The sequence below is a fragment of the Lysinibacillus macroides genome, assembly GCF_001281525.1.
Lineage (GTDB): Bacteria > Bacillota > Bacilli > Bacillales_A > Planococcaceae > Lysinibacillus > Lysinibacillus macroides.
In genome coordinates, this window is record NZ_LGCI01000005.1 from 1461318 (window position 1) to 1486875 (window position 25558).

The 25558-nt window shown below is 39.1% G+C and carries 25 protein-coding genes and 1 riboswitch; of the genes, 17 read left to right on the top strand and 8 right to left on the bottom strand.

Annotation, left to right across the window (positions count from 1 at the left end):
* Positions 1–263 precede the first annotated feature (263 nt).
* The 9 genes from ADM90_RS10005 (at position 264) to ADM90_RS10045 (ending at position 11351) form a co-directional block, all read left to right on the top strand.
* Positions 264–938 (top strand): response regulator transcription factor, encoded by a 675-nt coding sequence (locus ADM90_RS10005; RefSeq protein WP_053994812.1) that lies wholly within the window; start codon positions 264–266, stop codon positions 936–938.
* A complete protein-coding gene (locus ADM90_RS10010; protein WP_053994813.1) occupies positions 935–2320 on the top strand; it encodes a sensor histidine kinase in 1386 nt (461 codons plus the stop codon). Before ADM90_RS10005 ends, ADM90_RS10010 begins: the two co-directional genes overlap by 4 nt.
* 233 nt (positions 2321–2553) lie before the next feature.
* Entirely contained in the window at positions 2554–5379 is a 2826-nt protein-coding gene (locus ADM90_RS10015; protein ID WP_053994814.1) for a 2-oxoglutarate dehydrogenase E1 component, read from the top strand.
* Positions 5380–5470: 91 nt separating this feature from the next.
* A complete protein-coding gene (gene odhB / locus ADM90_RS10020; RefSeq protein WP_053994815.1) occupies positions 5471–6709 on the top strand; it encodes a 2-oxoglutarate dehydrogenase complex dihydrolipoyllysine-residue succinyltransferase in 1239 nt (412 codons plus the stop codon).
* A 387-nt stretch (positions 6710–7096) separates the two neighbouring features.
* Positions 7097–7283: riboswitch (Lysine riboswitch) on the top strand.
* A gap of 118 nt (positions 7284–7401) precedes the next feature.
* Positions 7402–8265 (top strand): transporter substrate-binding domain-containing protein, encoded by an 864-nt coding sequence (locus tag ADM90_RS10025; RefSeq protein ID WP_053994816.1) that lies wholly within the window; start codon positions 7402–7404, stop codon positions 8263–8265.
* Between the two features lie 154 nt (positions 8266–8419).
* Positions 8420–9145, top strand: coding sequence for an amino acid ABC transporter permease (locus tag ADM90_RS10030; RefSeq protein WP_053994817.1), 726 nt, complete (start codon positions 8420–8422; stop codon positions 9143–9145).
* Positions 9146–9157: 12 nt separating this feature from the next.
* Positions 9158–9889, top strand: a complete 732-nt coding sequence (locus tag ADM90_RS10035; RefSeq protein WP_053994818.1) for an amino acid ABC transporter ATP-binding protein — start codon at positions 9158–9160, stop codon at positions 9887–9889.
* Between the two features lie 183 nt (positions 9890–10072).
* Positions 10073–10825, top strand: coding sequence for an SDR family NAD(P)-dependent oxidoreductase (locus ADM90_RS10040; RefSeq protein ID WP_053994819.1), 753 nt, complete (start codon positions 10073–10075; stop codon positions 10823–10825).
* A 328-nt stretch (positions 10826–11153) separates the two neighbouring features.
* Positions 11154–11351 (top strand): DUF6501 family protein, encoded by a 198-nt coding sequence (locus tag ADM90_RS10045; RefSeq protein ID WP_053994820.1) that lies wholly within the window; start codon positions 11154–11156, stop codon positions 11349–11351.
* A gap of 50 nt (positions 11352–11401) precedes the next feature.
* On the opposite strand, the gene ADM90_RS10050 is transcribed toward ADM90_RS10045, so the two are convergent.
* The gene (locus tag ADM90_RS10050) at positions 11402–12469 is read right to left on the bottom strand and encodes a toxic anion resistance protein (RefSeq protein WP_053994821.1); all 1068 of its coding nucleotides are present in this window, start codon (positions 12467–12469) and stop codon (positions 11402–11404) included.
* Positions 12466–13116 carry a 5-bromo-4-chloroindolyl phosphate hydrolysis family protein gene (locus tag ADM90_RS10055; protein ID WP_053994822.1) on the bottom strand — a complete coding sequence of 217 codons (651 nt, stop codon included), beginning with the start codon at positions 13114–13116 and terminating at the stop codon, positions 12466–12468. Before ADM90_RS10055 ends, ADM90_RS10050 begins: the two co-directional genes overlap by 4 nt.
* Positions 13117–13415: 299 nt before the next feature.
* Here ADM90_RS10055 and ADM90_RS10060 point away from each other — a divergent pair, with 299 nt between their 5' ends.
* The gene (locus tag ADM90_RS10060; RefSeq protein WP_053994823.1) at positions 13416–13625 is read left to right on the top strand and encodes a hypothetical protein; all 210 of its coding nucleotides are present in this window, start codon (positions 13416–13418) and stop codon (positions 13623–13625) included.
* 177 nt (positions 13626–13802) lie between these two features.
* A complete protein-coding gene (locus ADM90_RS10065) occupies positions 13803–14663 on the top strand; it encodes an alpha/beta fold hydrolase (RefSeq protein WP_412176978.1) in 861 nt (286 codons plus the stop codon).
* A gap of 271 nt (positions 14664–14934) precedes the next feature.
* On the opposite strand, the gene ADM90_RS10070 is transcribed toward ADM90_RS10065, so the two are convergent.
* The 3 genes from ADM90_RS10070 to ADM90_RS10080 all read right to left on the bottom strand — a co-directional run bounded on the left by ADM90_RS10070 (position 14935) and on the right by ADM90_RS10080 (position 17778).
* A complete protein-coding gene (locus ADM90_RS10070; protein ID WP_053994824.1) occupies positions 14935–15510 on the bottom strand; it encodes a Uma2 family endonuclease in 576 nt (191 codons plus the stop codon).
* Positions 15511–15723: 213 nt separating this feature from the next.
* Positions 15724–16005: an acylphosphatase gene (locus ADM90_RS10075; RefSeq protein ID WP_053994825.1), complete on the bottom strand. Its 282-nt coding sequence runs from the start codon at positions 16003–16005 to the stop codon at positions 15724–15726.
* 45 nt (positions 16006–16050) lie between these two features.
* On the bottom strand, positions 16051–17778 hold the full coding sequence (locus tag ADM90_RS10080) for a globin-coupled sensor protein (RefSeq protein ID WP_053994826.1): 1728 nt from the start codon (positions 17776–17778) through the stop codon (positions 16051–16053).
* Positions 17779–17867: 89 nt separating this feature from the next.
* On the opposite strand from ADM90_RS10080, the gene ADM90_RS10085 reads away from it, so the two are divergent.
* The 3 genes from ADM90_RS10085 to ADM90_RS10095 all read left to right on the top strand — a co-directional run bounded on the left by ADM90_RS10085 (position 17868) and on the right by ADM90_RS10095 (position 19412).
* Positions 17868–18188: a DUF1033 family protein gene (locus ADM90_RS10085; RefSeq protein ID WP_152927991.1), complete on the top strand. Its 321-nt coding sequence runs from the start codon at positions 17868–17870 to the stop codon at positions 18186–18188.
* A gap of 224 nt (positions 18189–18412) precedes the next feature.
* Positions 18413–18613 (top strand): cold-shock protein, encoded by a 201-nt coding sequence (locus ADM90_RS10090; RefSeq protein ID WP_004230088.1) that lies wholly within the window; start codon positions 18413–18415, stop codon positions 18611–18613.
* Between the two features lie 307 nt (positions 18614–18920).
* Complete coding sequence (locus ADM90_RS10095) at positions 18921–19412, top strand: YkvA family protein (RefSeq protein WP_053994827.1); 492 nt, start codon at positions 18921–18923, stop codon at positions 19410–19412.
* A 55-nt stretch (positions 19413–19467) separates the two neighbouring features.
* Here ADM90_RS10095 and ADM90_RS10100 read toward each other — a convergent pair whose 3' ends face one another.
* On the bottom strand, positions 19468–20292 hold the full coding sequence (locus ADM90_RS10100) for a S1C family serine protease (protein WP_053994828.1): 825 nt from the start codon (positions 20290–20292) through the stop codon (positions 19468–19470).
* A gap of 58 nt (positions 20293–20350) precedes the next feature.
* Positions 20351–20989, bottom strand: a complete 639-nt coding sequence (locus tag ADM90_RS10105; protein WP_053994829.1) for a hypothetical protein — start codon at positions 20987–20989, stop codon at positions 20351–20353.
* A 170-nt stretch (positions 20990–21159) separates the two neighbouring features.
* On the opposite strand from ADM90_RS10105, the gene ADM90_RS10110 reads away from it, so the two are divergent.
* From ADM90_RS10110 to fabF, 3 genes are all read left to right on the top strand, one after another.
* On the top strand, positions 21160–21630 hold the full coding sequence (locus ADM90_RS10110) for a DinB family protein (RefSeq protein WP_053994830.1): 471 nt from the start codon (positions 21160–21162) through the stop codon (positions 21628–21630).
* Between the two features lie 81 nt (positions 21631–21711).
* Positions 21712–22269 (top strand): TetR/AcrR family transcriptional regulator, encoded by a 558-nt coding sequence (locus tag ADM90_RS10115; RefSeq protein ID WP_053994831.1) that lies wholly within the window; start codon positions 21712–21714, stop codon positions 22267–22269.
* Positions 22270–22297: 28 nt separating this feature from the next.
* On the top strand, positions 22298–23533 hold the full coding sequence (gene fabF, locus ADM90_RS10120; protein ID WP_053994832.1) for a beta-ketoacyl-ACP synthase II: 1236 nt from the start codon (positions 22298–22300) through the stop codon (positions 23531–23533).
* An 84-nt stretch (positions 23534–23617) separates the two neighbouring features.
* Here fabF and ADM90_RS10125 read toward each other — a convergent pair whose 3' ends face one another.
* A complete protein-coding gene (locus tag ADM90_RS10125; RefSeq protein WP_053994833.1) occupies positions 23618–25222 on the bottom strand; it encodes an ABC-F family ATP-binding cassette domain-containing protein in 1605 nt (534 codons plus the stop codon).
* Positions 25223–25558: the final 336 nt, after the last annotated feature.

The following is a 25558-nucleotide window of genomic DNA, read 5'->3' on the forward strand; positions in this document are numbered from 1 at the left end:
GCTATTGAAAGCATTTGTTGGTACGCCAATTATTCCTATACATATAAAACATCATAAAAGTAACATGTATATCTTTTCATAATACATTCTCCTCCTACACGGATTAGTCTCTTGTTTAAAAGGCTTTATAAGCTTTTTAGTCGCCCTAGCATTAAATTGTTCGTTTATTTCAAAAATCGTTTTTCAATCACATAAAAGACTTTTTGTTCACGGATGTGCTATAACTAAAAGATGGATATTATTTTAAAATAGAAGGTGATAGAATGCCTAAAAAGCTATTATTGGTCGAAGATGAAAAGCATATTGCGCGCTTTGTGGAGCTAGAATTGCAGCATGAGGGCTATGAGGTCACTGTTGCCTACGATGGTCGAGAGGGGCTAGCGTTGGCAACGGCTGAAGCTTTTGATGTCTTACTACTTGATGTGATGCTACCAGGGCTCAATGGTATTGAAATTTGTCGGCGTATCCGCACGCAATCACAGGTCCCCATTCTTTTATTAACTGCAAGAGATGCTGTGATGGATCGTGTGGCAGGCTTAGATGCAGGAGCGGATGATTATATCGTGAAGCCTTTTGCGATTGAGGAGCTGCTGGCTCGCATACGCACGATTTTACGTCGTGTAGCCCCAGAGCAGTCCGCTGGTGAATCATTGCATTTTCGTGATATTAAAATGGATACAGCCGCCTATGAAGTTTTTGTGCAAGGGAATAAACTTGACCTAACAAAGACAGAATATGATTTACTCAAACTATTAATCGAGCATAAGAATCGCGTATGTACACGTGAGCAAATTTTAACATCTGTTTGGGGCTATGATACAGATATTGAAACAAATGTAGTAGACGTCTATATCAGACATTTACGCACAAAGCTACCAGGTGATATGAATGCTTATATTGCAACGGTTCGTGGTGTTGGGTATGTGATGCGTGAATGACAAACTTAAAAACTTATTTACGTCACCAATCTTTGCAAAAAAAATGGATGCTTACATCAAGCAGTGTGATCTTTATTAGTTACACGATTATTTGTATCGTGGTCTATGTATTCCTTCATACATGGCTTTTACATGAGGAGGAAAGTAAAGTCATACGGACTAGTAAGGATATTAGCTCTTTTTTAGAAGCACAAGGCCCAAATATTACAATTCAGCAGATTCAACAAAATACGGGCTTGCTGGAATCCATTGTTGATCGCGATGAAACGGTCAGAATGTTTAATAGAGATGGCGTTGAAATATTGCGCATTAACAATACGTCCCCTGCCGCACCATTCAATACCATGCAGGAAATAGTGGAGATGACCATTGATAAGCAGGATGCTCTTGTTGTGAATGAACCAATCCAGCTCGGCTTTTTCCAGGGCTATATTCAGGTGATACACCCGTTAACAAGCTTTCAATCGTTGATGCATTATTTGCTGACAGCCATGCTGATTGCAGGTCTCGGGGCATTAGTTGTATCAGGCTCGATTGGCTATTATCTTGCTAATTATTTAATGAAGCCGCTCCATACCTTGCGTGCCTCCATGAAAACGGTGATGGATCAGGGCTTTAAGGAGCCAATTCAATTAACGTATACATCGCATGATGAAATTGGCGATTTATTGAAAATGTATAATGCCATGATGAATGAGCTACAAATAGCCTTTACCCAGCAGCAGCAATTTGTCGCCGATGCGTCCCACGAATTACGTACGCCCATCCAAGCTATTGAAGGGCATCTTTCTCTATTAAAGCGCTGGGGGAAACATGATCCAGCCATTTTAGAGGAATCCATTGAGACATCGTTAACAGAGATTGCTCGCATGCGCAAAATGATTGAGGAATTATTAGAGCTGGCGAGACGTGAGGAAAAGGATGAGGCCAGCGAAGCGGATGCACCAACCGTTATTGAAGCAGTGATAGAGGAGATGGTCCATTTACATCCCGAGGCTCGAATTACGCTGTCAAAAAATGGCGAAGTCGGTCCGCTATTTATAACAGAAAATGCACTTAGTCAAGTTGTGCGTAATATAATAGAGAACGCTATTCGTTATTGTGAAAAAATTCCTGAGATTAAACTGTCACTTTTTACCACTGGAAATCATGCATGTTTAGAAATTGTGGATAATGGTATAGGCATAACAGAGGATAATCTACCATTTATCTTTGATCGGTTTTATCGAGTCGACGAAGCAAGAAATCGGCAAATTGGTGGAACAGGCTTAGGATTGAGTATTTCGAAGATGTTACTTGAAAAATACAATGCCTCGGTAGAAGTCAAGAGTGAAGTAAATGTTGGAACCGTTTTCTTGTTGAAAATACCACTGAAATATTAAGAAAAATATATGCTTTATTTCAGAATTCTATCCTTTGCGAAAAAAATTGCTTAATTTGCTAAAAAGAGTTGTATTTTTTGTGAAGAGTAGTAAGATTGAAGTGGAAAAAACGTTCTTTAAAATATGGACAGACGATGAAATACAACCTTTTAAAGAACGGTAAAATATTATATAATTAATTGCAATTTAATTAATTGGAACTGCCAAAAGGCAAAATTTGGAGGTCATTTTTCATGTCGAACAACGTAGCAACTGTAAGTTCTCCATGGTCAGCTTTCTCTGGTCCTAACCTAGGATATGTGATGGAGCAATACGACTTATTCTTACAGTCTCCTGAAGAAGTAGAACCGGAGTTAGTTTCTTTATTCCAACAATTTGGTGCACCAGTAGTAGTAGAGGGTGAAATAGCTGTAGCTAGTCATGCGGAAGCGGCTCCTGCTGGCGATTATAAAAAAGTGTTAGCCGCTATAAGATTAGCTGAGGCAATACGTTCACAAGGGCATTTAGCAGCAGATCTTTATCCCCTGAAAAATCGTGAACTTCAAACAGCTCAAATTGAAGAAAGCGCGTTCAACTTAAGCGCTGCAGATTTAGCAGCAATCCCTGCAGCAATCTTCTTCAAAGATGTGCCAGCAAACGTGAAAAATGGTAAGGATGCAATCGACTATTTAAAAGCTGTATATACAGATAAAGCAGCATTTGAATATAGTCATGTAACAGCAACAGAAGAACGTGAATGGATTCAAGCTCAAATTGAATCAGGCGCTTTGAAACAAGCATTCACGGCTGAAGAGAAACAAGCATTATTAGATCGTTTAACACATGTGGAAAATTTTGAAAAATTTATTCATAAAACTTTTGTAGGGCAAAAGCGTTTCTCTGGTGAGGGCTTAGATACGCAAATCGTTCTATTTGATGCGATTTTAAAAACTGTAGAAGCCGATAACATGGAAAATGTACGCATTGGTATGGCACACCGCGGTCGTTTAAATGTTTTAACACATATTTTAAATAAACCATACGACATGATGTTTGCTGATTTTGCGCATGTTTCAAATGATTTGTTTATACCGGAGCATGGCCGCCTTGAAATTACAAAAGGTTGGACAGGCGATGTCAAATATCATATGGGTGCATCTTACCAACGTGAATCAGGTATGAATGTTAAGCTTGCTTACAACCCATCTCACTTAGAAGTAGGGGACCCAGTTGTGCTTGGTGCTACACGTGCAACACAGGATGATACGTCAAACCCAGGTCAAGCCGTGCATGATCGCACAAAAGGCTTAGGTATTCTTGTCCATGGGGATGCGGCATTCCCAGGTCAAGGAATTGTAACGGAAGTATTAAACTTTGCCAAAACAGAAGGCTTTACAACAGGTGGAACAATCCATATTATCGCCAACAATATGATTGGCTTCACAACAGAGCAACAAGATTCTCGTTCATCGATCTACTCTTCTGATCCAGCAAAAGGCTATGAAGTACCAGTAGTTCATGTAAATGCAGATAGCCCAGAGGCCGTTGCACAAGTTGGACGTTTTGCAGCTAGATATCGTCAAAAGTTCGGAAAAGATATTGTGATTGACTTAATCGGTTACCGTCGTCATGGTCACAATGAAACAGATGACCCAACAGTAACAAACCCAGAAACTTATAAATTAGTAGCGAAGCATGAAACAGTTCGTGCTTTATATGGTCAACAATTAGTAGCAGAAGGTCTTGTATCTGCTGACGATGTTGCAGCATTAGATGCAGCTGCTTATGCAGAAATGCAAGCTGCGTATGACCATGTTAAAGAAATGGCTGAGAAAGATGAGCATAAGCAATTAGCAATGCCAGAAGAATTAAAAGTTGAGTTCCCACAATTAGATACAGCCGTTGGAGCAGAACGCTTAGAAAAAATCAATGAAGAGCTTTTAGTGTTTGAAGAAAACTTTGAGCCACAAAAAAAGCTTGGCAAGATTTTAGAAAAACGTCGTGATGCTTTTGCTTCTGCAAAAATTGACTGGGGCCATGCAGAAACGTTAGCATACGCAACAATTATTCAAGATGGTACACCAGTACGCTTTACTGGTCAGGATGCACAGCGTGGTACATTCTCACAACGCCACTTAGTGTTGCACGATAAAAACAATGGAAATGTCTTTACACCACTTCATTATATTTCAGGGGCTAATGCATCGTTTACCGTGTATAACTCCCCATTAACTGAAGCGGGTGTAGTAGGCTTTGAATATGGCTATAACTTAGAAAACAGCCATGTGTTAACGGTTTGGGAGGCACAATTCGGTGACTTTGCGAACATGGCTCAAGTGATGTTTGATAACTTTATTTCAGGGGCACGTGCGAAATGGGGTCAAAAATCTGGCCTAGTTATTCTATTACCGCATGGTTATGAAGGGCAAGGTCCAGAGCACTCTTCAAGCCGTATGGAACGCTACTTACAAATGTCAGCAGAAAATAACTGGTTCGTTGCCAACTGTTCAAATGCGGGCAACTACTACCATTTATTGCGCCGTCAAGCAGCGTTACTAGGTACAGAAGGGGTACGTCCATTAGTAGTCGTATCACCAAAATCATTATTACGTCATCCATTAGCAGCGGCTAGTGCTGAGCAATTAGCAGATGGTTCATTCCAAGAAGTGATTGAACAACCAGGCTTAGGCGCTAAACCAGAGGCTGTAGAGCGCATTGTTTTAGGTACAGGTAAAGTAATGATTGACTTAGCAGATCGCGTGAAAGATGGCGAAGGCTTTGATCATCTGCATATTATTCGTGTGGAACAACTTTACCCATTCCCAAAAGAGCAAGTTGCTGGTATCATTGCTAAGTATTCTAATGTGAAGGAAATTGTATGGGTACAAGAAGAGCCTAAAAACCAAGGCACATGGAATTATGCATTAGAAACATTATATGAACTTTCAGCAGGTAAAAAGCTTCGTTATGTAGGACGTCCTGCAATGAGCTCTACTTCTGAAGGGGATGCAGATTCTCATAAAATAGCACAAGCAGCATTGATTGAAGCAGCAGTTGCTGAGCCAGTAAAGGTTAAATAATCACATATTAATTTTTGACAGCTGGGCTACTTGCCTAGAGCAGTAGCCCTTTTATGTGCATCATGCACGTTAATCAAAGGAGGAAATAAAAGTGGCTGAAATTAAAGTCCCTGAATTAGCAGAATCGATTACAGAAGGTAGTATCGCACAGTGGGTAAAAAAAGTGGGCGATCGCGTTGAAAAAGGTGAATTCATCGTTGAACTTGAAACAGATAAAGTAAACGCTGAAATCATTTCTGAAGAAGCAGGTGTATTAACACAAATTTTAGCTGAAGAGGGCGATACTGTACTAGTCGGTCAAGTGATCGCAGTAGTAGAAGCAGGCGAAGGCGCAGCAGCTGCACCAGCAGCGACTCCAGCTGAAGCAACGCCAGCTCCGGCAGCACCACAAGCAGCACCTGCACCAGTTGCAGCAGCGCCAGTAGTAGAAGAAACATCTGGCGAGCGTGTGATCGCATCTCCAGCGGCGCGTAAACTAGCACGTGAAAAAGGCATTGATCTTGCAGCGGTATCTCCAGTAGACCCACAAGGTCGTGTACGTGTGCAAGATGTAGCAGCACATGGTACAGCACCTGCACCAGTTGCGGCGGCTCCAGCAGCACCAAAAGCAGCATCTCCAGCAGTTGATGAATCACGTGTAACTGTAGAAAAAATGAGTCGTCGTCGTCAAACAATTGCGAAACGTTTACTTGAAGTAAAACAATCTACAGCAATGCTAACAACATTTAACGAAGTAGATATGACCAATGTAATGGCTTTACGTTCTCGTAAAAAAGACCAATTCTTCGAGTCAACAGGCTCTAAACTTGGTTTCATGTCATTCTTCACAAAAGCAGTTGTTGCAGCACTGAAAAAATACCCATATGTGAACGCTCAAATCGTTGGTGATGAAATTCACTTAAATAACTTCTATGATATCGGTGTAGCTGTATCAACAGAAGAGGGCTTAGTCGTACCAGTTGTCCGTGATGCAGACCGTAAAAACTTTGCTGAAATTGAAGATTCAATTGCTGATTTAGCGAAAAAAGCACGCGATAAAAAATTAGGTTTAGCAGATTTACAAGGTGGTTCATTCACCATTACAAATGGTGGTGTCTTCGGTTCATTAATGTCTACACCAATCATGAATGGTACACAAGCTGCTATCCTAGGTATGCACACAATTAAAAAACGCCCAGTAGAAGTGAATGGTGAAGTGGAAATTCGCCCAATGATGTACTTAGCACTTTCTTACGACCACCGTATTATCGATGGTAAAGATTCTGTAGGCTTCCTTAAAACAGTGAAAGAATTACTTGAAAACCCAGAAGATTTATTATTAAATTCATAATGCCCTTATGGCTAAAACAACCCTGCTAACGTTGCTTAGCAGGGTTGTTGTTTTTGAGCAAAGTTGTTTATTCATAAAATAGCAAATCTATTTTACGATAAACTATGGAAGCATGAAGCAAGCAACCTCTAAAAAAAGAAGGGCTAAACGTCATAGGAGAAATCAAATATTCATATATTTTTGCATATATATGACCTTTTGTAGTAAAAATTTGCTATATTTAGAGGGGTTATCGCTAAAAATAGATTGCTTTAACTTAGATAGAGAAAGTATAATCGCCTAATATTGTCATTAGTCAGAAAAATGATAAAATTATCTTGACGAATAGATATGTTTTATAGTAGTATCTAAGTAGCAATTAAATAGACAAACCTCACTGTTGTCAATAAGTGAGGTAGAGGCGCGATATTTATTAGTTCATTGTTGAGTATAAGCAAGCGAAGACGCAATGGAGAAGGAAATGTCGCCGAAGTATAAAAGGAGCTCGTACTTTTATGCTGGGTCTGCAGTGAATAAGTGCAGGACTGTCCTAGTAAAATGATTTCCAGATTTACTAGGTTGTGCTATCTCGGAAATATGGAAATTATAGTGAGGATTTGGGCAACTGTTATAAAAGGTAAGACCTAAGTTCAGATACTTAGGTCTTTTTTAGTACAGTTGTTTTATTTTTTGACAGAAAAGGGGAGTTTTGCATGAAAAGAAAATGGTTGTTACTAATGATCTCGATCATGACGGTAATTGTGCTAGCTGCATGTGGCACTAGCGACAAAAAAGAAGAGGGATCAGGTGACGCTGGAGCAGATAGTGAAGAAGGTGGCGGTGAATTCCGCATTGGCATGGAGGCTGGTTATCCACCATTCAACTGGACACAGCAAGGTGATGACAATGGCGCAGTAAAAATTGCCGATAATGCAGAATATGCTGGTGGCTATGATGTACAAATGGCGAAAAAAATCGCTGAAGGTTTAGGCAAAGAGTTAGTCATTGTTAAAATGGAATGGGACGGTCTAGTACCAGCGCTACAGTCCAATAAAATTGATGCTATTATCGCAGGTATGTCGCCAACTGAAGAGCGTAAGCAAACAATTGATTTTACAGAAAACTATTACACATCTGATTTTGTGATCGTTGTGAAAAAAGGCAGTGAATTTGAAACGGCAACATCGATTCAAGATTTCTCAGGTGCTAAAATTACATCACAATTGAATACATCAAACTATAATGTTATTGATCAAATTGAGGGTGTAGAGAAGCAAACAGCAATGGAAAACTTCCCAGCCATGCGTGTTGCTTTAGAGGCTGGTAAAATTGATGGCTATGTAGCAGAGCGTCCAGAGGGTATTTCTGCTGCAGCAGCGAACGATAAATTCACATATGTTTCATTTGAAGAAGATAAAGGCTTTGAGACAGATCTTTCAAACACATCTATTGCTGTAGGCTTACGCAAAGAGGATGCAAATCTCGATAAAATCAATGAAATCCTCCAAGGTATTTCCGAAGATGAGCGTCAGCAAATTATGGAAGATGCAATTAAGCAGCAACCAGCAGCACAATAATAACATTGCACGGACTAGCTACTGGTCCGTGCACTATCATTTCATCATTATTAAAATGAGAACCTCTCTACATAATGATACAGTTCTAGTCAATATCGAATACTAGAACAAAAAAGATATACACAAGCAACACGCGCTTGTTAGGAGGATCATCATGAGTCTTGAATGGATACTTTCAATTATTGAAAACAACTGGCAAATGTTTTTACGAGGTGCGTATTATACATTACTGATTTCGATTATTAGTACAATTATTGGTGCATTTATCGGATTTTTCATTGGAATTATGCATACGATTCCTGTTCGTAAAAAGAATTTGAAATTTTATAGTTTAAAGCTTATTAATTTTATACTAACATGCTATGTTGAATTTTTCCGTGGTACACCAATGATTGTACAGGCGATGGTTGTCTATTACGGATTAGATATTGCATTTGGCATTGATATGCACTTTATCACAGCAGGGATTGTTGTTGTTTCACTGAATACAGGTGCTTATATGGCAGAAATTGTGCGTGGTGGGATTGTGTCGATTGATAAAGGTCAATACGAAGCAGCATCAGCGATTGGTATGAATCACGTTAAAATTATGTTCTATGTTGTCTTGCCACAAGTTGCACGTAATATACTGCCAGCAACAGGGAACCAATTAATTATGAATATTAAGGATACGGCTGTTTTAAATGTGATTGGAGTAACAGAGCTATTCTTCCAAACAAAATCAATTGCAGGAAACAATTTCCGTTATTTCGAGTCATTCTTTGTGGCATGTGTGCTTTATTTCGTTATGACATTTACCGCATCTCGCATTCTTCTATATGTTGAAAAACGTTTGGATGGACCTGATGCCTATCAAAAAGAACAAAAGGAAGCTGTATAGGGGGACGCACAAATGGCTGTTATTAAAATTGAGCATTTAAGTAAATCATTTGGACGTAACCAAGTGTTAAAAGATGTGAATTTTCAAGTAGAGAAGGGTGAGGTTGTTTGCTTAATTGGCTCCTCTGGCTCTGGTAAATCAACATTACTACGCTGCATTAATTTATTGGAAACGCCAAGTGGTGGACAAATTATTTATAAAGGGGAAGACATCCTTGATGATAAGCATAATATCGACGAATATCGTACACATCTAGGAATGGTGTTCCAGCAGTTTAATTTATTTAATAATCATAATGTTTTAAGTAACTGTACAGTAGGGCAAATGAAGGTATTAAAGCGCTCTAAAAAGGAAGCAGAGGAAATAGCGCTGAAATATTTAAAAATCGTTGGCATGGATCAATATGTGAATGCTAAGCCTCGTCAGCTATCAGGAGGTCAAAAACAGCGTGTAGCAATTGCACGTGCATTATCGATGAATCCTGATGTAATGCTGTTTGATGAGCCAACATCCGCCCTTGATCCTGAAATGGTGGGTGAGGTATTAAAGGTAATGCGTCAGCTCGCCGATGAGGGAAATACGATGCTGATTGTCACGCATGAGATGGAGTTTGCGAAAGAAGTAGCAGATCGTGTGGTCTTTATGGATAAAGGAGTAATTGTCGAGGAAGGACCGCCTACCCAAGTATTAGTACACCCACATCACGAACGCACAAAAGAGTTTTTAAAGCGTACATTAAAATAAAGCGTATAAATCCGTGTAGCCTTCTGTGGAAAGTGAAGCGGATTTTTAGCGTTTTTCTAGCACGGTGGAAGGTTCCTGCATCGGGTTGGTCTTATAGAATCAGTCATCTAACAAAATTCTTATTAACGCTTCAGAAGATTTAACGACAATTACTATTCAACACACTTTGTTAGGAGGGAAGCTATGCATGATTTATCAGGAAAGGTTATTCTTATTACAGGTGCAAGCTCCGGTATTGGACTAGCCACAGCTGAGCTACTGGCCGCTAAAGGGGCTAAAGTCATTATGAATTATCATTCAAATATGAAGGGTGCGATGGAAGCCGTCCAGCGTATTCGAGAAAAAGATGGAGATGCCATTGCCATTCAAGCGGATGTGATGAAAAAAGAAAAAGTGAACGCAATGGTTGAGCAGGCTACTGCTGCATTTGGCACAATTGATGTTTTAGTCAATAACGCTGGTGGTGGTCTCCGCCAAAGTACATTTATGGATATGAGTGAGGAGCTATGGGAGGAAACGTTCAAGCTGAATGTCAACAGTGTCCTCTTATGCTCCCAAGCTGTATTAAAATATATGATGCCGAAAAAAAGCGGAAAAATTATTAATATATCTTCAGCGGCTGCACGTATTGGTGGTGCAGGTGAAAGTATTCATTATGCATCTGCTAAAGGAGCGATCAATACGATGACAATTGGCATGTCCAGAGAGCTAATTAAATATGGAGTTATCGTAAATGGGGTAGCACCAGGAATAGTAGAAACGCCTTTTCATAATAAATTTGCGCCCAGTGATAATCGACTTGAGCGTATGGCTTCATCTGTACCTATTAATCGGGCAGCAACACCTGTCGAAATAGCGGAGGTAATTGCCTTTCTTTCCTCCGATGCTTCAAATTATATCCTCGGAGAAATTATACATGTTAGTGGTGGAAGATAAATGTTAAATTTAGCTGGGAAAAAGCCTTGCTACAATAAAATATAGCAAGACGCTTCAATCTTTTATAAATAAATTTTAAGATCACTCAACAGAATAGCTATTTTCTGGAATTCCACTCTGCATAAAGGACAAAGCAGATTGCGAATGCTACGGCAATAATAAAAAACCATTGCGGTACACCACCAAAACTCATGCTAACACCTCAACTATTCAAAATTTTTTGGATTAAACAGGTCTTCTATCGCTTTTTTCTCCACAAAGACCTAAAAATATTATAAAATAAGCAATAGACATTAGCTTTGCGCTAGTAAAGAGAGGTAGAGAGAATATGTTACATTTAAAATGGAAAGATGCGCCCACATTACGTACTGTCACTTGCAAACATACAAATGCATCAAAATACTTAGTGTCAAACGTATTAACAGTTGGGAAAGAATATGAAGTGAAAAATGAAACAGAGGAGTTCATTTTTATCATCGATAATACAGGAAAAATCGGTGGCTACTATAAAGATTATTTTGAATAAATAATAGCGGGGTGGTTCAGAGTTGCTGAGCCACCCTTTTTTCGGACATGCTAGTCTCTTTCAAAGCTGCGAGCATTTGCTACATCCTGTAATTGCTGCTTTTCCTGTTCGGTTGCTGTATGTAGCGCAAAAACATCCTTAATGGCTGTCTGAAGCTCTAGCTGGGTTTCTTTAAATTTCGATACTTGCTGCTCAAAGGAAGGGCTTGCAAAGCGATCCTGTGCACGTGACAAGCGTTCCTCTAACTGGGTATAGTGATGGTCCATATGCATCGATAACATCATCGCAAGCTGATTTTTCCATAGAGGAATCAAGGTTACAATAGAAAACTCTATTTTTTCAGCCAAAGTTTGATTCGCCTGTTGAATCATACGAATTTGTGGAGCTGTTTGAAGTGCAACTTGCTGTGAGATCTGTAAATCATAAATACGCTGATCCAGTCGTTCGATTTGTGCAGTAAAGTCATTGAGCTGTTGAATGGCTAACGGTTGCTTTGTTGCTTGAACATTCATGACCTTTGCTGGTAGCTCCTCCCCGATCACTTGCTGCTTTTTCATTTGACCCGCTGCAATGGCTGTAGCCAATTCCTCAAAAAATCCTCGATTATGTGCATAAAGTGCCTCTAAGTTTTCAACATCTTTCATAAGCTGAAGCTGTGCACGTTCTAGCTGTACGCCAATGCGCTCTACCTGTATACTAATACGTTCAAATTCCGTTAAGGTTTGTTTGACGGTGGGCTCTGTTTTACTAAAGATTTTTTTCAAAAAGGACTGCTTCTTTGGCTCTAAAGCTGCTGGATCTACCCGATCCAATGTTTGCATAAGGGAATCAAGCATTTGCCCAATTTTCGTGACATCTTTTTGCTTGACCTGTGCTAGCATACGATCTGCAAATTGAGAAAGGGCTCGCTGTGAATCATGCCCAAGTGACAGCAACGATTCAAAATTAGCCAAATCAATTTGACTCGCATACAGCAATGCACGACTTTGTGCAAGAGGCGATAGCGTTTCAAATGTCGCCATCGCCTCTTGCTGTGGAGTCGTCTCTAAGTAGGATTGCACGAGCGGAGAAAGTCCTGGTATTGTATGGAGCTGAAATGCATGGTTGTTTGCTGTCATTTGTCATCGCCTCGCCAGTCCAATTGTTCTCTACGTCTAAGATTGGAGCGATTTGCAAATTCAATCTCCATTTGCAGGTGATCAATATCATTTGCAAGCGCATCCTTTAAATCGATTTGAATCGTATCGTTTAAATCGGTTAATGTCTCACGTGTTTTTGATAATGTCAGTTGAATATCCTTATCCTTCACAGGCTGCTTTGACAGCATTGAATATTTCTCTGTTAATTCGACAGCAGAAGGTAAGTGCGCATAGAAAAATGGCTCAACATTATAAAATTTACGTGGATCAGTCTTCACGATTTTTACAATATTTTTGGAGATACGTGTCATTTCCAGTAGTTGCTTAAAGGCTGCAACAGAGCGTACACGTAAATAATTTTGACTTAATGTTTGAATTTGTTTATTCGCTGTTGATAGCTGTGTTTCAATATGTTTGTATTCTTCTTTTGTGATGCCTGCTATTTGCATGACTTTTCTTTTTTGTCTATGTTTCAGCAATGCTGTACTCGTCGCATACGAACCTGCAAACAGTAAACCACCAAGGAAGAATCCAGGATTTGCCGCAATTGCTGCGATAGAAACAGTTGTGAGCGAAATAAAGAAGCTAGCAGTATGTCTTGAAAAAAACTGTCCAACACTAAGCATTGTTCCTTCCTCCTTGCTTTTCAATATATCTATCTTCTTATACGAAATAATCGACATAAAGTTTCATTGAAAAAAGAAACTCTACATAAATTTTACTGCGAATCGCTAACTTTCTCAATGATAATACATAGAAAAAGCAAGATGTTTTCCTAATAATGGTCGTATAAGGGATAGCATTGAGCGGTTTTATCCAATTAAGAAGCATCAAACAAATAATTAAGGTGTCACATTATAAAGCGTCACTTTTTTGTGAAACTTTTGCCAATTATATTCGTAAGTTAGGCAAGGGGGAATAGGACATGGCGAAAATTTATAGGTTGTTCATTACAAAAGGAAATGATGGACAAGAATACGAACAGCAGATTGAAGAAAAAGTATTTAAGAGAAAGGTGAAGTTAAAAGAATATTTAAACAAAGAAGGCTATTTTAAGGAATCCAAAAATCAATATATGAAAATCACAGAAGCATCTATATCTGTTGCTGAAATTCACAAAGTGAAAATTAAATAATTACCATTTTAGAATAGTACTGTATCCTATCAATTTCTGTATTGCGGGAGTACAACCAACCTCTCCTAATAAATCGTCAATAGGCGGATGCTCAGCCACAAGGTTTATGATTTATAGCCAAGTGGTCGTAAGTATACTAGGGTAAAGGAAGGTATTTGTATGAGGGGGCTTAATTGAGTGAAGAAAATATACGGTGAATATACAATTAATAATGTATCCATTGAATACACAATGGTAGGGATAGGGGAACCTGTACTTGTTTTTCACGGTGGGCATTCGAATTGTCATGAAGAATTTGGATATGAAGCATTAATAGAGAACGGCTTCTCTATTATCACACCTTCAAGGGCAGGGTATGGAAAAACATCCAAAGAGATAGGGGAGACTCTTTCTATGGCTTGTGACTACTATGTAAAGCTTTTACAGCATTTAAATATTGAAAAGGTGCATGTAGTAGCGATATCAGCGGGTGGGCCAACGGGCATCATTTTTGCAAGTAAATTTCCACATCTTACACGTTCACTTATATTGCAGTCGGCAGTCACTAAAGAATGGCTTATGCCAAAGGATCACACATATAAATTAGCATCGATCTTATTCAATGCTAGTACCGAAAAGTATACGTGGGCTATGATTGCTGGAATAACGAATGTTTTCCCACGCTTCATGTTTAAACAAATGTTTTCCTCCTTCAGCACTCTAAAATATAAACAGGCAAAAGACAAAATTAATAATAATGACATTCCATCAGTTGCTCAAATGAATCGTCGCCAACGTTCAGGTCATGGATTTTTAATGGATTTATCGCAAACCAAGGAACTAACCGTTAAGGATTTAAAGTCTATTAATTGCCCAACTTTGATTATGCATAGTAATTTTGATAGTGCAGTTTCTACAGAGCATGCCAAGCTAGCCCATGCCAATATACGACATTCCAAACTATATTTATTAGATACTTGGGGACACTTAATTTGGCTTGGCAATTTATCTCGACATACGAATGCAATAGTTATTAAATTTTTAAAGAGTGACGGTTAAATCACCTATAAAATAGTGGAAGCACATGTGGATGAAATGCGTAATAGTGGTCAATACGTTGAAGCAAAACTTGGGAGGATGAAAGTAGTAGAAACGTTTAACAGCTTGCTAAAGGTTCTCACATATGCCACAACAAAAGAGCTCGGTTGCGTGTCTATAACAAAAACATCCGCTTTCTGAATACACAGTAACCCTATAGATAGAAGCGGCTTAAAAGCACCTATTCAAATGAACGGGTGCTTTACTATTTTAGTGCCAGAAATACGAAACGCTAGTAAGTAATAACGTTTTCGAATACCTCTTTGATGTCGATTATAAAGTCATCATAAAGCGATACTTTAAAGGTGAGCACAGCTTCTGCTTTATCTTCCTCAGTCATTTCCAACCAATCATCATCAGGAATCACAGTATAGATATTATCCCATTTATATTTGCCATCTTTTAATAAATAGACTTCAATAGACTTCTCATCAGGACTAATTATCCAATATTCTTTTACACCATGCTTTTCATAAAGTGCCTTTTTATCGCCTTTATCCCGACGCGCTGTAGAGGGTGAAAGCACTTCGACCACTAAATCAGGTGCGCCATATACACCATCCCGCTTGATAATATCTTGATTACAGATAATCATGCTATCAGGTACGACCCTATTTTTTTCGTCTAGGTGAACATCTACGCCGTCAGAAAGATTAATACACTTTTTCCCTTTTAAATAAACACCAAATAGTATAGATAGATTGACAATGATCTTATTATGGTTAACAACTGGACGTGGTGACATCATAATCGTTTTACCGTTAATCATTTCAGAACGCTGCTTTAAACGTCGTTCATCCATTGCCATTTGCTCCAGCTCCTTAATTTTATTTGTGCTTCCAGTATAGCGTATATGCCATAGCTATTCTATTCATAGGGAGGGCCAAATTTAGCCCCCATCTTCTATTTAAAAACTTACCCCAGCAACGTCACTTTAGTTAAACCGTATTCATTCATCGTCGACAATAGCCAAAAAACTTGAAGAACCTTGCTACAACACTACAAAAAGAAAAGAGCCAGACTAAACAATGTCTGACTCCATACGTACATATCCTTTTAAATCCTCATACAACTCTAATGAAAATGAATTGGAATCTGCTTGGGGGCTAACGCCTTTTTGTACAAAAAGAAGAAATTCATTGATGGCTTTTTCTGAGCCTTCCACTTCCACTTCAATTTGCTCTGCTTCATTAAGTTTACAGTATCCTTTTAATCTTAATTCAATTGCTTTTTGCTTAATAAAGAAACGATAGCCGGTTCCATAGACATCACCAAAAAATTTAATTCTTGCTCGTTTATTCAAGCGAATACCTCCTACGAATGAGGGAAAGGAAATGTTCCTCGCCCTTTATTGCATCACACGATCTTTTTCCACAAAGGCAATTAAGTTATTAATATAATAAAGAACTTGTTGAGAAGCTTTGTCGATCTCTTTTAAATGTAACTCAGCCTGTTCAATCTTACCCGCTTTATGGGCCTCTGCTGCGAGCTTCGCTGATTCATGTACTTGTAAATGATAGCTATCTAATTCACGGTAATCCTGTAAATGTCCAAAGCGCTCGACTGTACGAGGAGCCGTATACCATTTACCAAGACGACAATCTCGATGAGAGGAGACATCGCTTGGTTCCACATGCTCTAAACCAAGGAACATGTTATAAATACGCCACTTCCATAAAATATGATCAGCTTTTGATAATTGTAACAGGGCAATCGATGATAGCTGTACATTATTCTTGGCAATAATATCATTGCGGAAACGGTTAATTTCTCGCCCTAATAGATGAATATCCTTGGATGTATGATGGCTAGAATCCCGTATATCTTCCTGTAAATTTGAAATTTTAATCATTCTTGAAGCTACCTCATCAATAGCCGCTGCTTGTTCCTGCGAAATGGCTGCTGTATTTGTTACATCGGTATTGATACGTTCAATTGTATCGACAATAGCATTTAACAACGGTAGCGAATCTTTTGCCTCAACGGTTGCTTCCTTAATAATTGCCGTTGTTTCTGTAATCGAGCCAGCTACCTCATTGGAATAGCTTTTTAAATGATGGACATTTGTTGATACTTCGCTAAGTGCAGAGACTGTGCTTTCTGCTAGCTTTCGTACTTCCTGTGCAACGACTGCAAAGCCCTTGCCATGCTCGCCTGCACGTGCTGCTTCAATCGAAGCATTTAAGGCAAGTAAATTTGTTTGATCGGCAATTTGATTAATTAATGTGACCACCTGTTCAATATCATTTACCCGTTTTTGCAGTTCTGAAAATGATTGAACAATAGATGTAAAAGTTGTTTCTGTTTTAAAGATTTCAGTTAAGGCATGTTCAATCGCATTTTTCCCTTTTGTCGCATGATCAACTGATTCCGTTGTTTTCTCTGATATATGTGAGGACATACGCGCTACTTCATTAATAGAAGCGGCCATTTCCTCTGTAGCAGCGGTAGAGGATTGAATTTCCGCATGTTGCTTATCTAAGCTAAAAACTAAATCCTTCATATACATAATCTTTGCATTGACATCCATTAAAGAGGATATTTCACTAACGACATTTTCGATAATGCGTTCTGTCAATACTTCCACAAGCAGCTCCTGATCAACGTTGATAGCGGCTTGGAAAGATTTCATATATTGAAAGGCTTTATTTGGTTTGATACCGAAGTTGTGTAAGATATATGTAGTAATATAAAATGCAAATTGATTGAAAACAATGATTAATTGGCCAGGTTCATATCGTTGCTGGCGTAGTAAATCAAAAAATTTAACGGTTTTATCCACGTAATCATCATCACGTGTTGCTAAGAAAAATTGCGTTAAGTATTGTTGAATCTGTTCTTCACTAATAGTTAATTGAGAGGTAGGAGATATCTCACTTAAATAATGATGAAAAATGGCATTCATAGGAGGAGAAACATCTTTTAACTTCTCATAGAGTGTTTTTAAACGCTCCTCATCTTCTAATTGAAAATGATTAAATGCCAGTGTTTGGTGAAATCGACCTGTTGCATGTAAATCTGTACCACGTTTTAGTAACTCGTCTAGCTCTGCCTTAGGACGAATGCTTGAAAACATAAAAAAATACCTCCTGAAAGTATATATAATAAGGTAATGATAGCATAATACAGATAGTTTTAATAGACATTTCAGGTGGCTTTGCTAAAATGAACATATCTTATGACAGCAAGGAATGGACAAATATGTATACAATTATTTACATGAAAGCAGATTATGAGCCTTGGTGGAAATTTGAAGGCTGGGAAGCTTTTATTCAAACACAACATACATTTGAAACAAAGGAGCTATTTGAGCTTGCCTTACAGCAAAAATTAGCACACTTTCGTTCAATCTATGATAATGAAGCAATGAAGGAAGGGCAGTATTGGGCTTTCTGGTCAGAGCATGAAAGCTTTTACTGCGAGGCTTGTGAGGATGATGCTCAAGTTTATCATGGCATTATTGCTTGTAAGCAAGAAGTGTTGTAAAATAATTTTGAAAAAAAATTAAAAAAATATCTTTTCTTTATTTGACAAAATTATGAATGGCGGTTATACTTAGGTTAACAATTTAATTGCTTCACCGGAAACATGAATTCACATATTACAAAAAGTGATCGCGTTAGTTCGGTACTCTTTGTAATATGTGAATTTTTTTCATTCGCTGAAGAAATTACATATTGTTCACTTTTATTTTTTGGAGGTTTTCTTAAATGAAACAAGGTACAGTAAAATGGTTTAACTCAGAAAAAGGTTTTGGATTTATCGAGGTTGAAGGTGAAAACGACGTATTCGTACACTTCTCAGCTATCCAAGGCGAAGGTTTCAAAACTCTTGACGAAGGTCAAAAAGTGGAATTCGAAGTTGTAGATGGCAACCGCGGACCACAAGCTGCTAACGTAACTAAACTTTAATTCACAATAATTAAAATTACTTTCGTTAAACACGAGGCATCCTATGTAAATAGGATGTCTTTTTTGTATTATTTAGAACTTTAAGGATTACAAATCTTAATTTAGGTTAAATATAAAGTAGCGGTGGATAGCAATGCTAAAATGACGGATAGCCCCGCTAAAGTGGAGGATAGCGCTGCAAGAATGAGGGATAGCCGTATAAGTAGTGGATAGGCACACTAAAGTAACGGATAGCCTCATAAAAGAAGCGGATCATGCTGCAGATAGGCCCACAAAAATACTGGATAGCTTGCAAAGAAGGAGGCAGATGAATTTGAATACTGTAGAAAAAGTACCTAATGAACAGGAGCAGCAAGATTTTTATCAGAAACTACGTGCGAAATTAGTAGCTTATCTTGAATCAAAAAAAGGAAAGAGCAATAAATTTACTCCATATTTAATGTTTGTGCCTGATTTATTTCATTTATTAATTAAGACAGTAACCGATACAGGTGTGGATAAAAAAAGTCGCGCGTTAATCGGAGCATCCCTTGCATACTTTGTATTGCCACTGGATCTGATGCCAGAAGGGTTACTGGGCTTTGGTGGTTATTTAGATGATATTGTACTTGCAACTTTTGTGGTAAATACGATCATCAATAAATTGGGACCAGACGTAGTAGAAAAGCATTGGACAGGAGATGACAAGCTTTTACATGTGCTGCAAAAGGTTGCCGAAGTGAGTGATGAGGTGATTAGTAAAATCCCTGTTAAATCGCCAATCGCTCAGTTTGTAAAGCAAGAGAGTAAAGATAAATAATATTATTATGTAAACCCTAAACTTCCCATAAAAAATGAGCCTGTTATAAGCAGGCTCATTTTTTATGTTGCTCTTCTAATAAAAGTTGGAGCTGTTGCACAGGTACAAACAGGCCGACACGTCCAATGGGCTCATATTTCATCGTTGCAAAAATCACCCCAATGACCTCGCCCTGTTGATCGATGACAGGGCTACCACTATTACCACGATAAACAGGTGCTTTTAACATCATAACAGGCTCCTGCCAATCCTCTAATTGGATGGCTTCAAGTAATGTCCCTTCATTGGCAATGCCCGTGAAGGAAAGGGGGTTCCCAATAAAATAGACATGTTCATCTGCAGAAAAAGCTGGATCTTCTGCAAGAGGAAGAGAGGGGAGTTGCTCCGCTTCCACCTGCAATAAGGCTAAATCTACGGCTGGATCGCTCTCGATTAATGTTGCCTTCATTAATCCCTCATCAGGAAAGACAACAGATAATGACATCGCATCTTCTACTACATGGGCATTGGTGACAATCAGACCATCAGGAGAGATGGCAAAACCAGTGCCTTTACTGGAGCCTGTCGAAATTTCAACGACTGCCTTTTTATAGGTTTGGATATCCTCTTGTGTCGAGAGTCGCGTTGAAGCCTTCAAAAATTCAATTGCTGGTATGGAATAAATTTGAAAAATTAGGGCGAACGTATTGAAAAACAGCACCAATGCCATGCCCCACACAATCCAGCGTACAAAAGGCTTTTGTTTTTTGGGCTTTTTTCCGTGAATGCGTTCTTCTCGCTCCTGTGCCAATGCTTTTTGCTGTTCCTCGAGTACAAGTTCAATAAATTCTTCTTCCGTTAAGTCTTCTTGCTTTGGTGTTGCATTATGTATTTCACTCATGTATGGCCCCCCTTTGCTAAAAAACAGACGCCCAAGCAGGACGCCTGTTTTCATTCAATTATTCTATTTTTTGCAAGGTTGATGTCACAACAAATGGCTCATCTTGCTCTGTTTCCATCGTATCCTCTGTGCGGATTAGGCCAATATCTTTTGCAAAATATTTGATTGTCGTCATTTGATCTTTAGAGCGGCTTAGCTGGATGACATCTTGATAGACCGTTGTGCCTGTATCGACAGTGGCGGTCGTTGATTCAATGGTCCAACCTTGAAAGCTCATCCCGACTTGTAATGGCTTTTGAAGTATGGTTTCCAGTACAGGGTAAGAAGCTGCCGCTGCTGCACTTGGCATGCTTGGATTGCTGTCAACGGGTTCTCGATAGACAAGATCAATGCTTGCATCGGTTATACGATAGATTTTTAATAGTGTCACACCACCATTATCCTCTATTTGCGCGATATGCTGTGTATCGAGATAGGTTGTTTTTAGTGTGAAGCTGGCAAACTCATTTCCTTCCCCTTGAAAAGAGGCGACGGATCCATCAGGTGGAAAATAGGATAGAAGTGACGTTTGATCTTGTTCATCTGATTGCTTGTCCTCCACAGGTGGTGTTGGCGATGGCACAGGCTCTTCTTTGACTTCTTCACGACAGCCAGCAAGTAGAAATGCAAGAGAAAGTACGAGAACATGGTATCTCATAAGCACACTCCTTCGCTATTTTCTTTCATTATACGTGAAGGGAGTGTGTTATACGAATGAAATAAGATATTTATCTTATAATAATATTATGTAAACTAAATACTAGAAACTTGTAACAGAATGGAAAATTAACTATGATAGAAATGAAGTTAAAAATGGGGGGCAAAGATATGTATAGACAAGTAGATGATTTTTTACAAGAATGGTCAAATGCATCGAAGGGAACACTGCAAGTATTACAGGCTTTAACAGATGACAAGCTAGCGCAAAGTATTGTAGAGGGTCATAGTACACTTGGCTGGTTAGGTTGGCATTTAGTTGGGGCGGCTGGTTATTTTAGCTATCTAACAGGGTTAAAAGTACCAATGATTCGTCAAGAAGATCCTGTACCAACGACTGCAGCTGAGATCGTGACAGCCTATGAAAGCGTTGCAAACGGTATCAAAGAGGAAGTGGCTAAGCTTTCGAATGACGATTTACTAGAGGTAGTAAATGGCTTTACGGCACCCATGCCAAAAGGGGCTTTATTACGTGTATTAATCGACCATCAAACACATCATCGTGGACAAATGACGGTCCTGCTACGTCAAGCTGGTTTACCAGTACCTGGTGTGATGGGACCAACAAAGGAAATGCAATAACCACGCAAGCGGCAGATATATAGTTTTTATCTGCTGCTTTTTTAAATTGACACTTACCTACTAGTAAGTTAGTATAAAGCCATGACAAATAGAAAAATGCAAATTATAGAATTAACATTGAAGAATATTCAGGAAAAAGGTTTCACATCATTTAGTTATGAGCATTTAGCAAAGGAGCTTGGCGTTACGAAGGCAAGTATTCACTATCATTTTGAGAAGAAGGGAGATTTAGGGATCGCTGTTTGCGAAAGAATTCAACAAGGGTTAGTGGGGGCTTATACACTGATTAAAGAGTCCACTATGCCAGCTGAAGAAAAGCCTTTTGCCTTTATTATGCAGCGTGTAAAATTCCTTGAGCAAGATGGTGTTTGCCCTATCTCAGCTTTACAGGCAGACTATCAAGAATTACCGCAACCGATGCAAGAAAAGCTTCAGCAGCTTAGCCAAATGGAAATCGATGTCTTTGTAGAGCTACTGAAAGATGCTAAACAACAGGGCGCCCTCCAAGCCACTAATGATTTGGAGGCACTAGCTGTATTCCTTATTTCAAGTACGAAAGGGGCATTACAATACAAACGCGTTTTAGGAGAAGCTTTCTTTCTCAAAATGCTGGCGCAATTACAGGAATTGTTAAAATAAAAAACGAAAACAAAAAGGAGCGATGTACATGATACGAAGAGTCGTTGTTACTGGATATGGTGTTGTTTCCCCGTTAGGTAATTCAGTATCAGCCTTATGGGAGAATATTAAAGCAGGACAATCAGGGATTCGAAATATTCAAGGGGAGGCATTTAGCGGCATTAATACGCAAATTGCTGGGACGATCACGGATTTCGATGCAACGCAGTATATGGATAAAAAAGAAATCAGTAAGTATGATTTATTTGTACAATATGCTGTTGCCGCTTCCCAACAAGCCCTGACGCAAGCCAATTTAAATATGGAGCAGGTGGATAAGGAGCGTTTAGGCGTATACATTGGCTCAGGGATCGGGGGCATTGAGACGATTTTAGAAAATCATCAGGCTATGCTCGATAATGGGCCAAGAAAGGTGTCCCCGTTTATGGTACCGATGATGATTAGCAATATGGCTGCAGGGATTCTAGCGATTAAAACGGGCTTTAAAGGGCCAAGCTTTTCACCTGTTTCGGCCTGTGCGACAGGAAACCAGGCCATTGGAGAAGCGTTCCTAGCGATTCGACATGGCTATGCGGATGGTATTTTAGCAGGTGGAGCGGAGGCACCCATCAATCCACTTAGCTTTGCAGGATTCTCTCGTATGAAAGCCATGTCCACAAGAAACGATGCGCCAACAAAGGCTAGTCGACCATTCGATAGCGAGCGAGATGGCTTTGTTATGTCTGAAGGGTCTGGCATCGTGTTCCTAGAGGAATATGAACACGCCAAACAAAGGGGTGCTACGATTCTTGGTGAGATTGTTGGCTATGGTGTCACAACCGATGCTCATCACATTACAGCACCTGATTTTACGGGTGCTGCCAATGCCATGAAGCTGGCATTAAAAATGGGTGATATTGATGGCTCAGCTGTCGATTATATCAACGCACATGGCACAAGCACACCAGAGGGAGATAAATCTGAAACGAAGGCTATTAAACACGTTTTTGGTGACCATGCCTATCAACTAAAGGTTAGCTCCACAAAATCAATGACAGGGCATCTCTTTGGCGCGGCTGGTGGGATCGAAGCTATTATTACATTGAAAAGTATAATGGATAGCATTATTCCACCAACAATTAATTATGAAACACCTGATCCAGCGTGTGATTTAAACTATGTACCAAACGAGGCACTGCAGCAACCTGTCAACATTGCGCTATCCAATGGCTTTGGCTTTGGTGGCCATAATGCCGTGCTAGCCTTTAAAAGGTTTGAGGAATAAAATACTCTATCATAATGCCCTGCAATGGTATGTTAAATAAACAAAAAATCCTCTGCCAATAATTTCAGGCAGAGGATTTTTCCCTTAGCTTAAGCCTTGGCTGTCTTTCCACTCTAAGAATTCATCATAGGTTAATTGCTTATCTAAAATCGAGCCGTCTTCACGGATTTCGATGACACGGTTAGCAATAGTTTGGATAAACTGATGGTCATGAGATGTGAAAATCATCGCACCTTTGAAACGAATTAAGCCCTCGTTCAATGCTTGGATGGATTCAAGGTCAAGATGGTTCGTTGGTTCATCAAGTAAAATAACGTTTGCTGTCGCAAGCATCATTTTCGATAGCATACAACGTACTTTTTCGCCCCCAGAAAGAACAGCAGGGGATTTCTTCACTTCTTCACCAGAGAACAGCATGCGTCCTAGGAAGCCACGTAGGAAGCTCTCTGTTTCATCATCTGGAGAATATTGACGTAGCCATTCTACTAATGATTTCTCAGAGCCTTCAAAGTATTTATCATGGTCGTTTTCGAAGTAACTTTGCGATGTTGTCACACCCCATTTAAATGTGCCAGCATCCGCTTCTGTTTCTTCCATTAAAATATCGAGAAGCGCTGTTTTTGCCATTGGGCTACCAAGTAAAACAATTTTATCCTCTTTGTTCATCGAGAAGCGAATGTCCTTGAATAATGTTTCGCCCTCATGACTCGCAGTAAGACCATCCACTGTTAGGACATCATTACCGATTTCACGACCAATTTGGAAGTTGATAAACGGATATTTACGGCTTGATGGTCTAATATCATCCAGCTCGATTTTATCCAGCATTTTTTTACGAGATGTCGCTTGCTTGGATTTAGAAGCATTCGCAGAGAAACGTGCGATAAACGCTTGTAATTCTTTAATTTTCTCTTCTTTTTTCGCATTTTGGTCTTGTGCCATTTTTTGCGCTAATTGAGAAGATTCATACCAGAAATCATAGTTCCCTACATATAATTGGATTTTAGAGAAGTCTAAATCCGCAATATGTGTACATACTTTGTTTAAGAAGTGACGGTCATGGGATACAACAATAACTGTATTCTCAAAGTTAATGAGGAATTCTTCTAACCATTGAATAGCCTTTAAGTCAAGGTGGTTGGTAGGCTCATCGAGTAATAGCACATCAGGCTGACCAAACAGTGCCTGTGCAAGTAATACTTTGACCTTATCAGAACCTTCAAGATCGCCCATTAGCATGTAATGAAGATCATCTGAAATACCTAAACCGTTTAACAATGTTGCTGCCTCTGAGTCAGCTTCCCAACCGTTTAGCTCTGCAAATTCACCTTCTAACTCTGCAGCACGCATGCCATCCTCATCTGAGAAATCTTCCTTTGCATAGATAGCGTCTTTTTCTGTTTTCACATCATAAAGGCGTTTATTTCCCATAATTACTGTGTCGAGCACTGTATGCTCATCGTATTCAAAGTGGTTTTGTTTCAGGACAGATAAACGTTCGTCCTTACCCATCGATACGTTACCTTCTTGGGCTTCAATTTCACCAGAAAGGATTTTTAAAAATGTTGATTTACCAGCACCATTTGCCCCAATTAAACCGTAGCAATTGCCTGGTGTGAATTTTATATTTACGTCTTCAAATAGTTTACGATCGCCATAGCGAAGACCTACATTACTAACTTGAATCATGCAAGTTCCTCCTTTTTTCACAATGGCTCTAGTATAGCATGAAATATGTTCCATAGTCTATAAACATTATTAAATCAAGGTTTGGCGTTCTTTTTACTATTTTTATGACACATAAATTGAATAAAGGTACAATAAAAATTTTTTATCTGTAACTTTTTACGAGAAGAAGACGTCTATTATGTCAGGTGATTGACTGTTCTTGAAAAAGAATGGAAACATTGCATCATTTTCCATTGCCTATTAAACGTAGTATCAACTAAAATGGAGGCTGACTGTTTTTACTTCGGATCACTTGACATGTTTCGACCACAAAGCTATTTGGTGAAACTTATTACT

Excerpts from the sequence above, each read along its gene's own strand:
- ADM90_RS10005 (WP_053994812.1), top strand. The coding sequence starts at position 264 with ATGCCTAAAAAGCTATTATTGGTCGAAGATGAAAAGCATATTGCGCGC.
- ADM90_RS10010 (WP_053994813.1), top strand. The coding sequence starts at position 935 with ATGACAAACTTAAAAACTTATTTACGTCACCAATCTTTGCAAAAAAAA.
- ADM90_RS10015 (WP_053994814.1), top strand. The coding sequence starts at position 2,554 with ATGTCGAACAACGTAGCAACTGTAAGTTCTCCATGGTCAGCTTTCTCT.
- ADM90_RS10025 (WP_053994816.1), top strand. The coding sequence starts at position 7,402 with ATGAAAAGAAAATGGTTGTTACTAATGATCTCGATCATGACGGTAATT.
- ADM90_RS10030 (WP_053994817.1), top strand. The coding sequence starts at position 8,420 with ATGAGTCTTGAATGGATACTTTCAATTATTGAAAACAACTGGCAAATG.
- ADM90_RS10035 (WP_053994818.1), top strand. The coding sequence starts at position 9,158 with ATGGCTGTTATTAAAATTGAGCATTTAAGTAAATCATTTGGACGTAAC.
- ADM90_RS10040 (WP_053994819.1), top strand. The coding sequence starts at position 10,073 with ATGCATGATTTATCAGGAAAGGTTATTCTTATTACAGGTGCAAGCTCC.
- ADM90_RS10045 (WP_053994820.1), top strand. The coding sequence starts at position 11,154 with ATGTTACATTTAAAATGGAAAGATGCGCCCACATTACGTACTGTCACT.
- ADM90_RS10050 (WP_053994821.1), bottom strand. The coding sequence starts at position 12,469 with ATGACAGCAAACAACCATGCATTTCAGCTCCATACAATACCAGGACTT.
- ADM90_RS10055 (WP_053994822.1), bottom strand. The coding sequence starts at position 13,116 with ATGCTTAGTGTTGGACAGTTTTTTTCAAGACATACTGCTAGCTTCTTT.
- ADM90_RS10060 (WP_053994823.1), top strand. The coding sequence starts at position 13,416 with ATGGCGAAAATTTATAGGTTGTTCATTACAAAAGGAAATGATGGACAA.
- ADM90_RS10070 (WP_053994824.1), bottom strand. The coding sequence starts at position 15,510 with ATGGCAATGGATGAACGACGTTTAAAGCAGCGTTCTGAAATGATTAAC.
- ADM90_RS10080 (WP_053994826.1), bottom strand. The coding sequence starts at position 17,778 with ATGTTTTCAAGCATTCGTCCTAAGGCAGAGCTAGACGAGTTACTAAAA.
- ADM90_RS10085 (WP_152927991.1), top strand. The coding sequence starts at position 17,868 with ATGAACATATCTTATGACAGCAAGGAATGGACAAATATGTATACAATT.
- ADM90_RS10090 (WP_004230088.1), top strand. The coding sequence starts at position 18,413 with ATGAAACAAGGTACAGTAAAATGGTTTAACTCAGAAAAAGGTTTTGGA.
- ADM90_RS10095 (WP_053994827.1), top strand. The coding sequence starts at position 18,921 with ATGAATTTGAATACTGTAGAAAAAGTACCTAATGAACAGGAGCAGCAA.
- ADM90_RS10100 (WP_053994828.1), bottom strand. The coding sequence starts at position 20,292 with ATGAGTGAAATACATAATGCAACACCAAAGCAAGAAGACTTAACGGAA.
- ADM90_RS10105 (WP_053994829.1), bottom strand. The coding sequence starts at position 20,989 with ATGAGATACCATGTTCTCGTACTTTCTCTTGCATTTCTACTTGCTGGC.
- ADM90_RS10110 (WP_053994830.1), top strand. The coding sequence starts at position 21,160 with ATGTATAGACAAGTAGATGATTTTTTACAAGAATGGTCAAATGCATCG.
- ADM90_RS10115 (WP_053994831.1), top strand. The coding sequence starts at position 21,712 with ATGACAAATAGAAAAATGCAAATTATAGAATTAACATTGAAGAATATT.
- fabF (WP_053994832.1), top strand. The coding sequence starts at position 22,298 with ATGATACGAAGAGTCGTTGTTACTGGATATGGTGTTGTTTCCCCGTTA.
- ADM90_RS10125 (WP_053994833.1), bottom strand. The coding sequence starts at position 25,222 with ATGATTCAAGTTAGTAATGTAGGTCTTCGCTATGGCGATCGTAAACTA.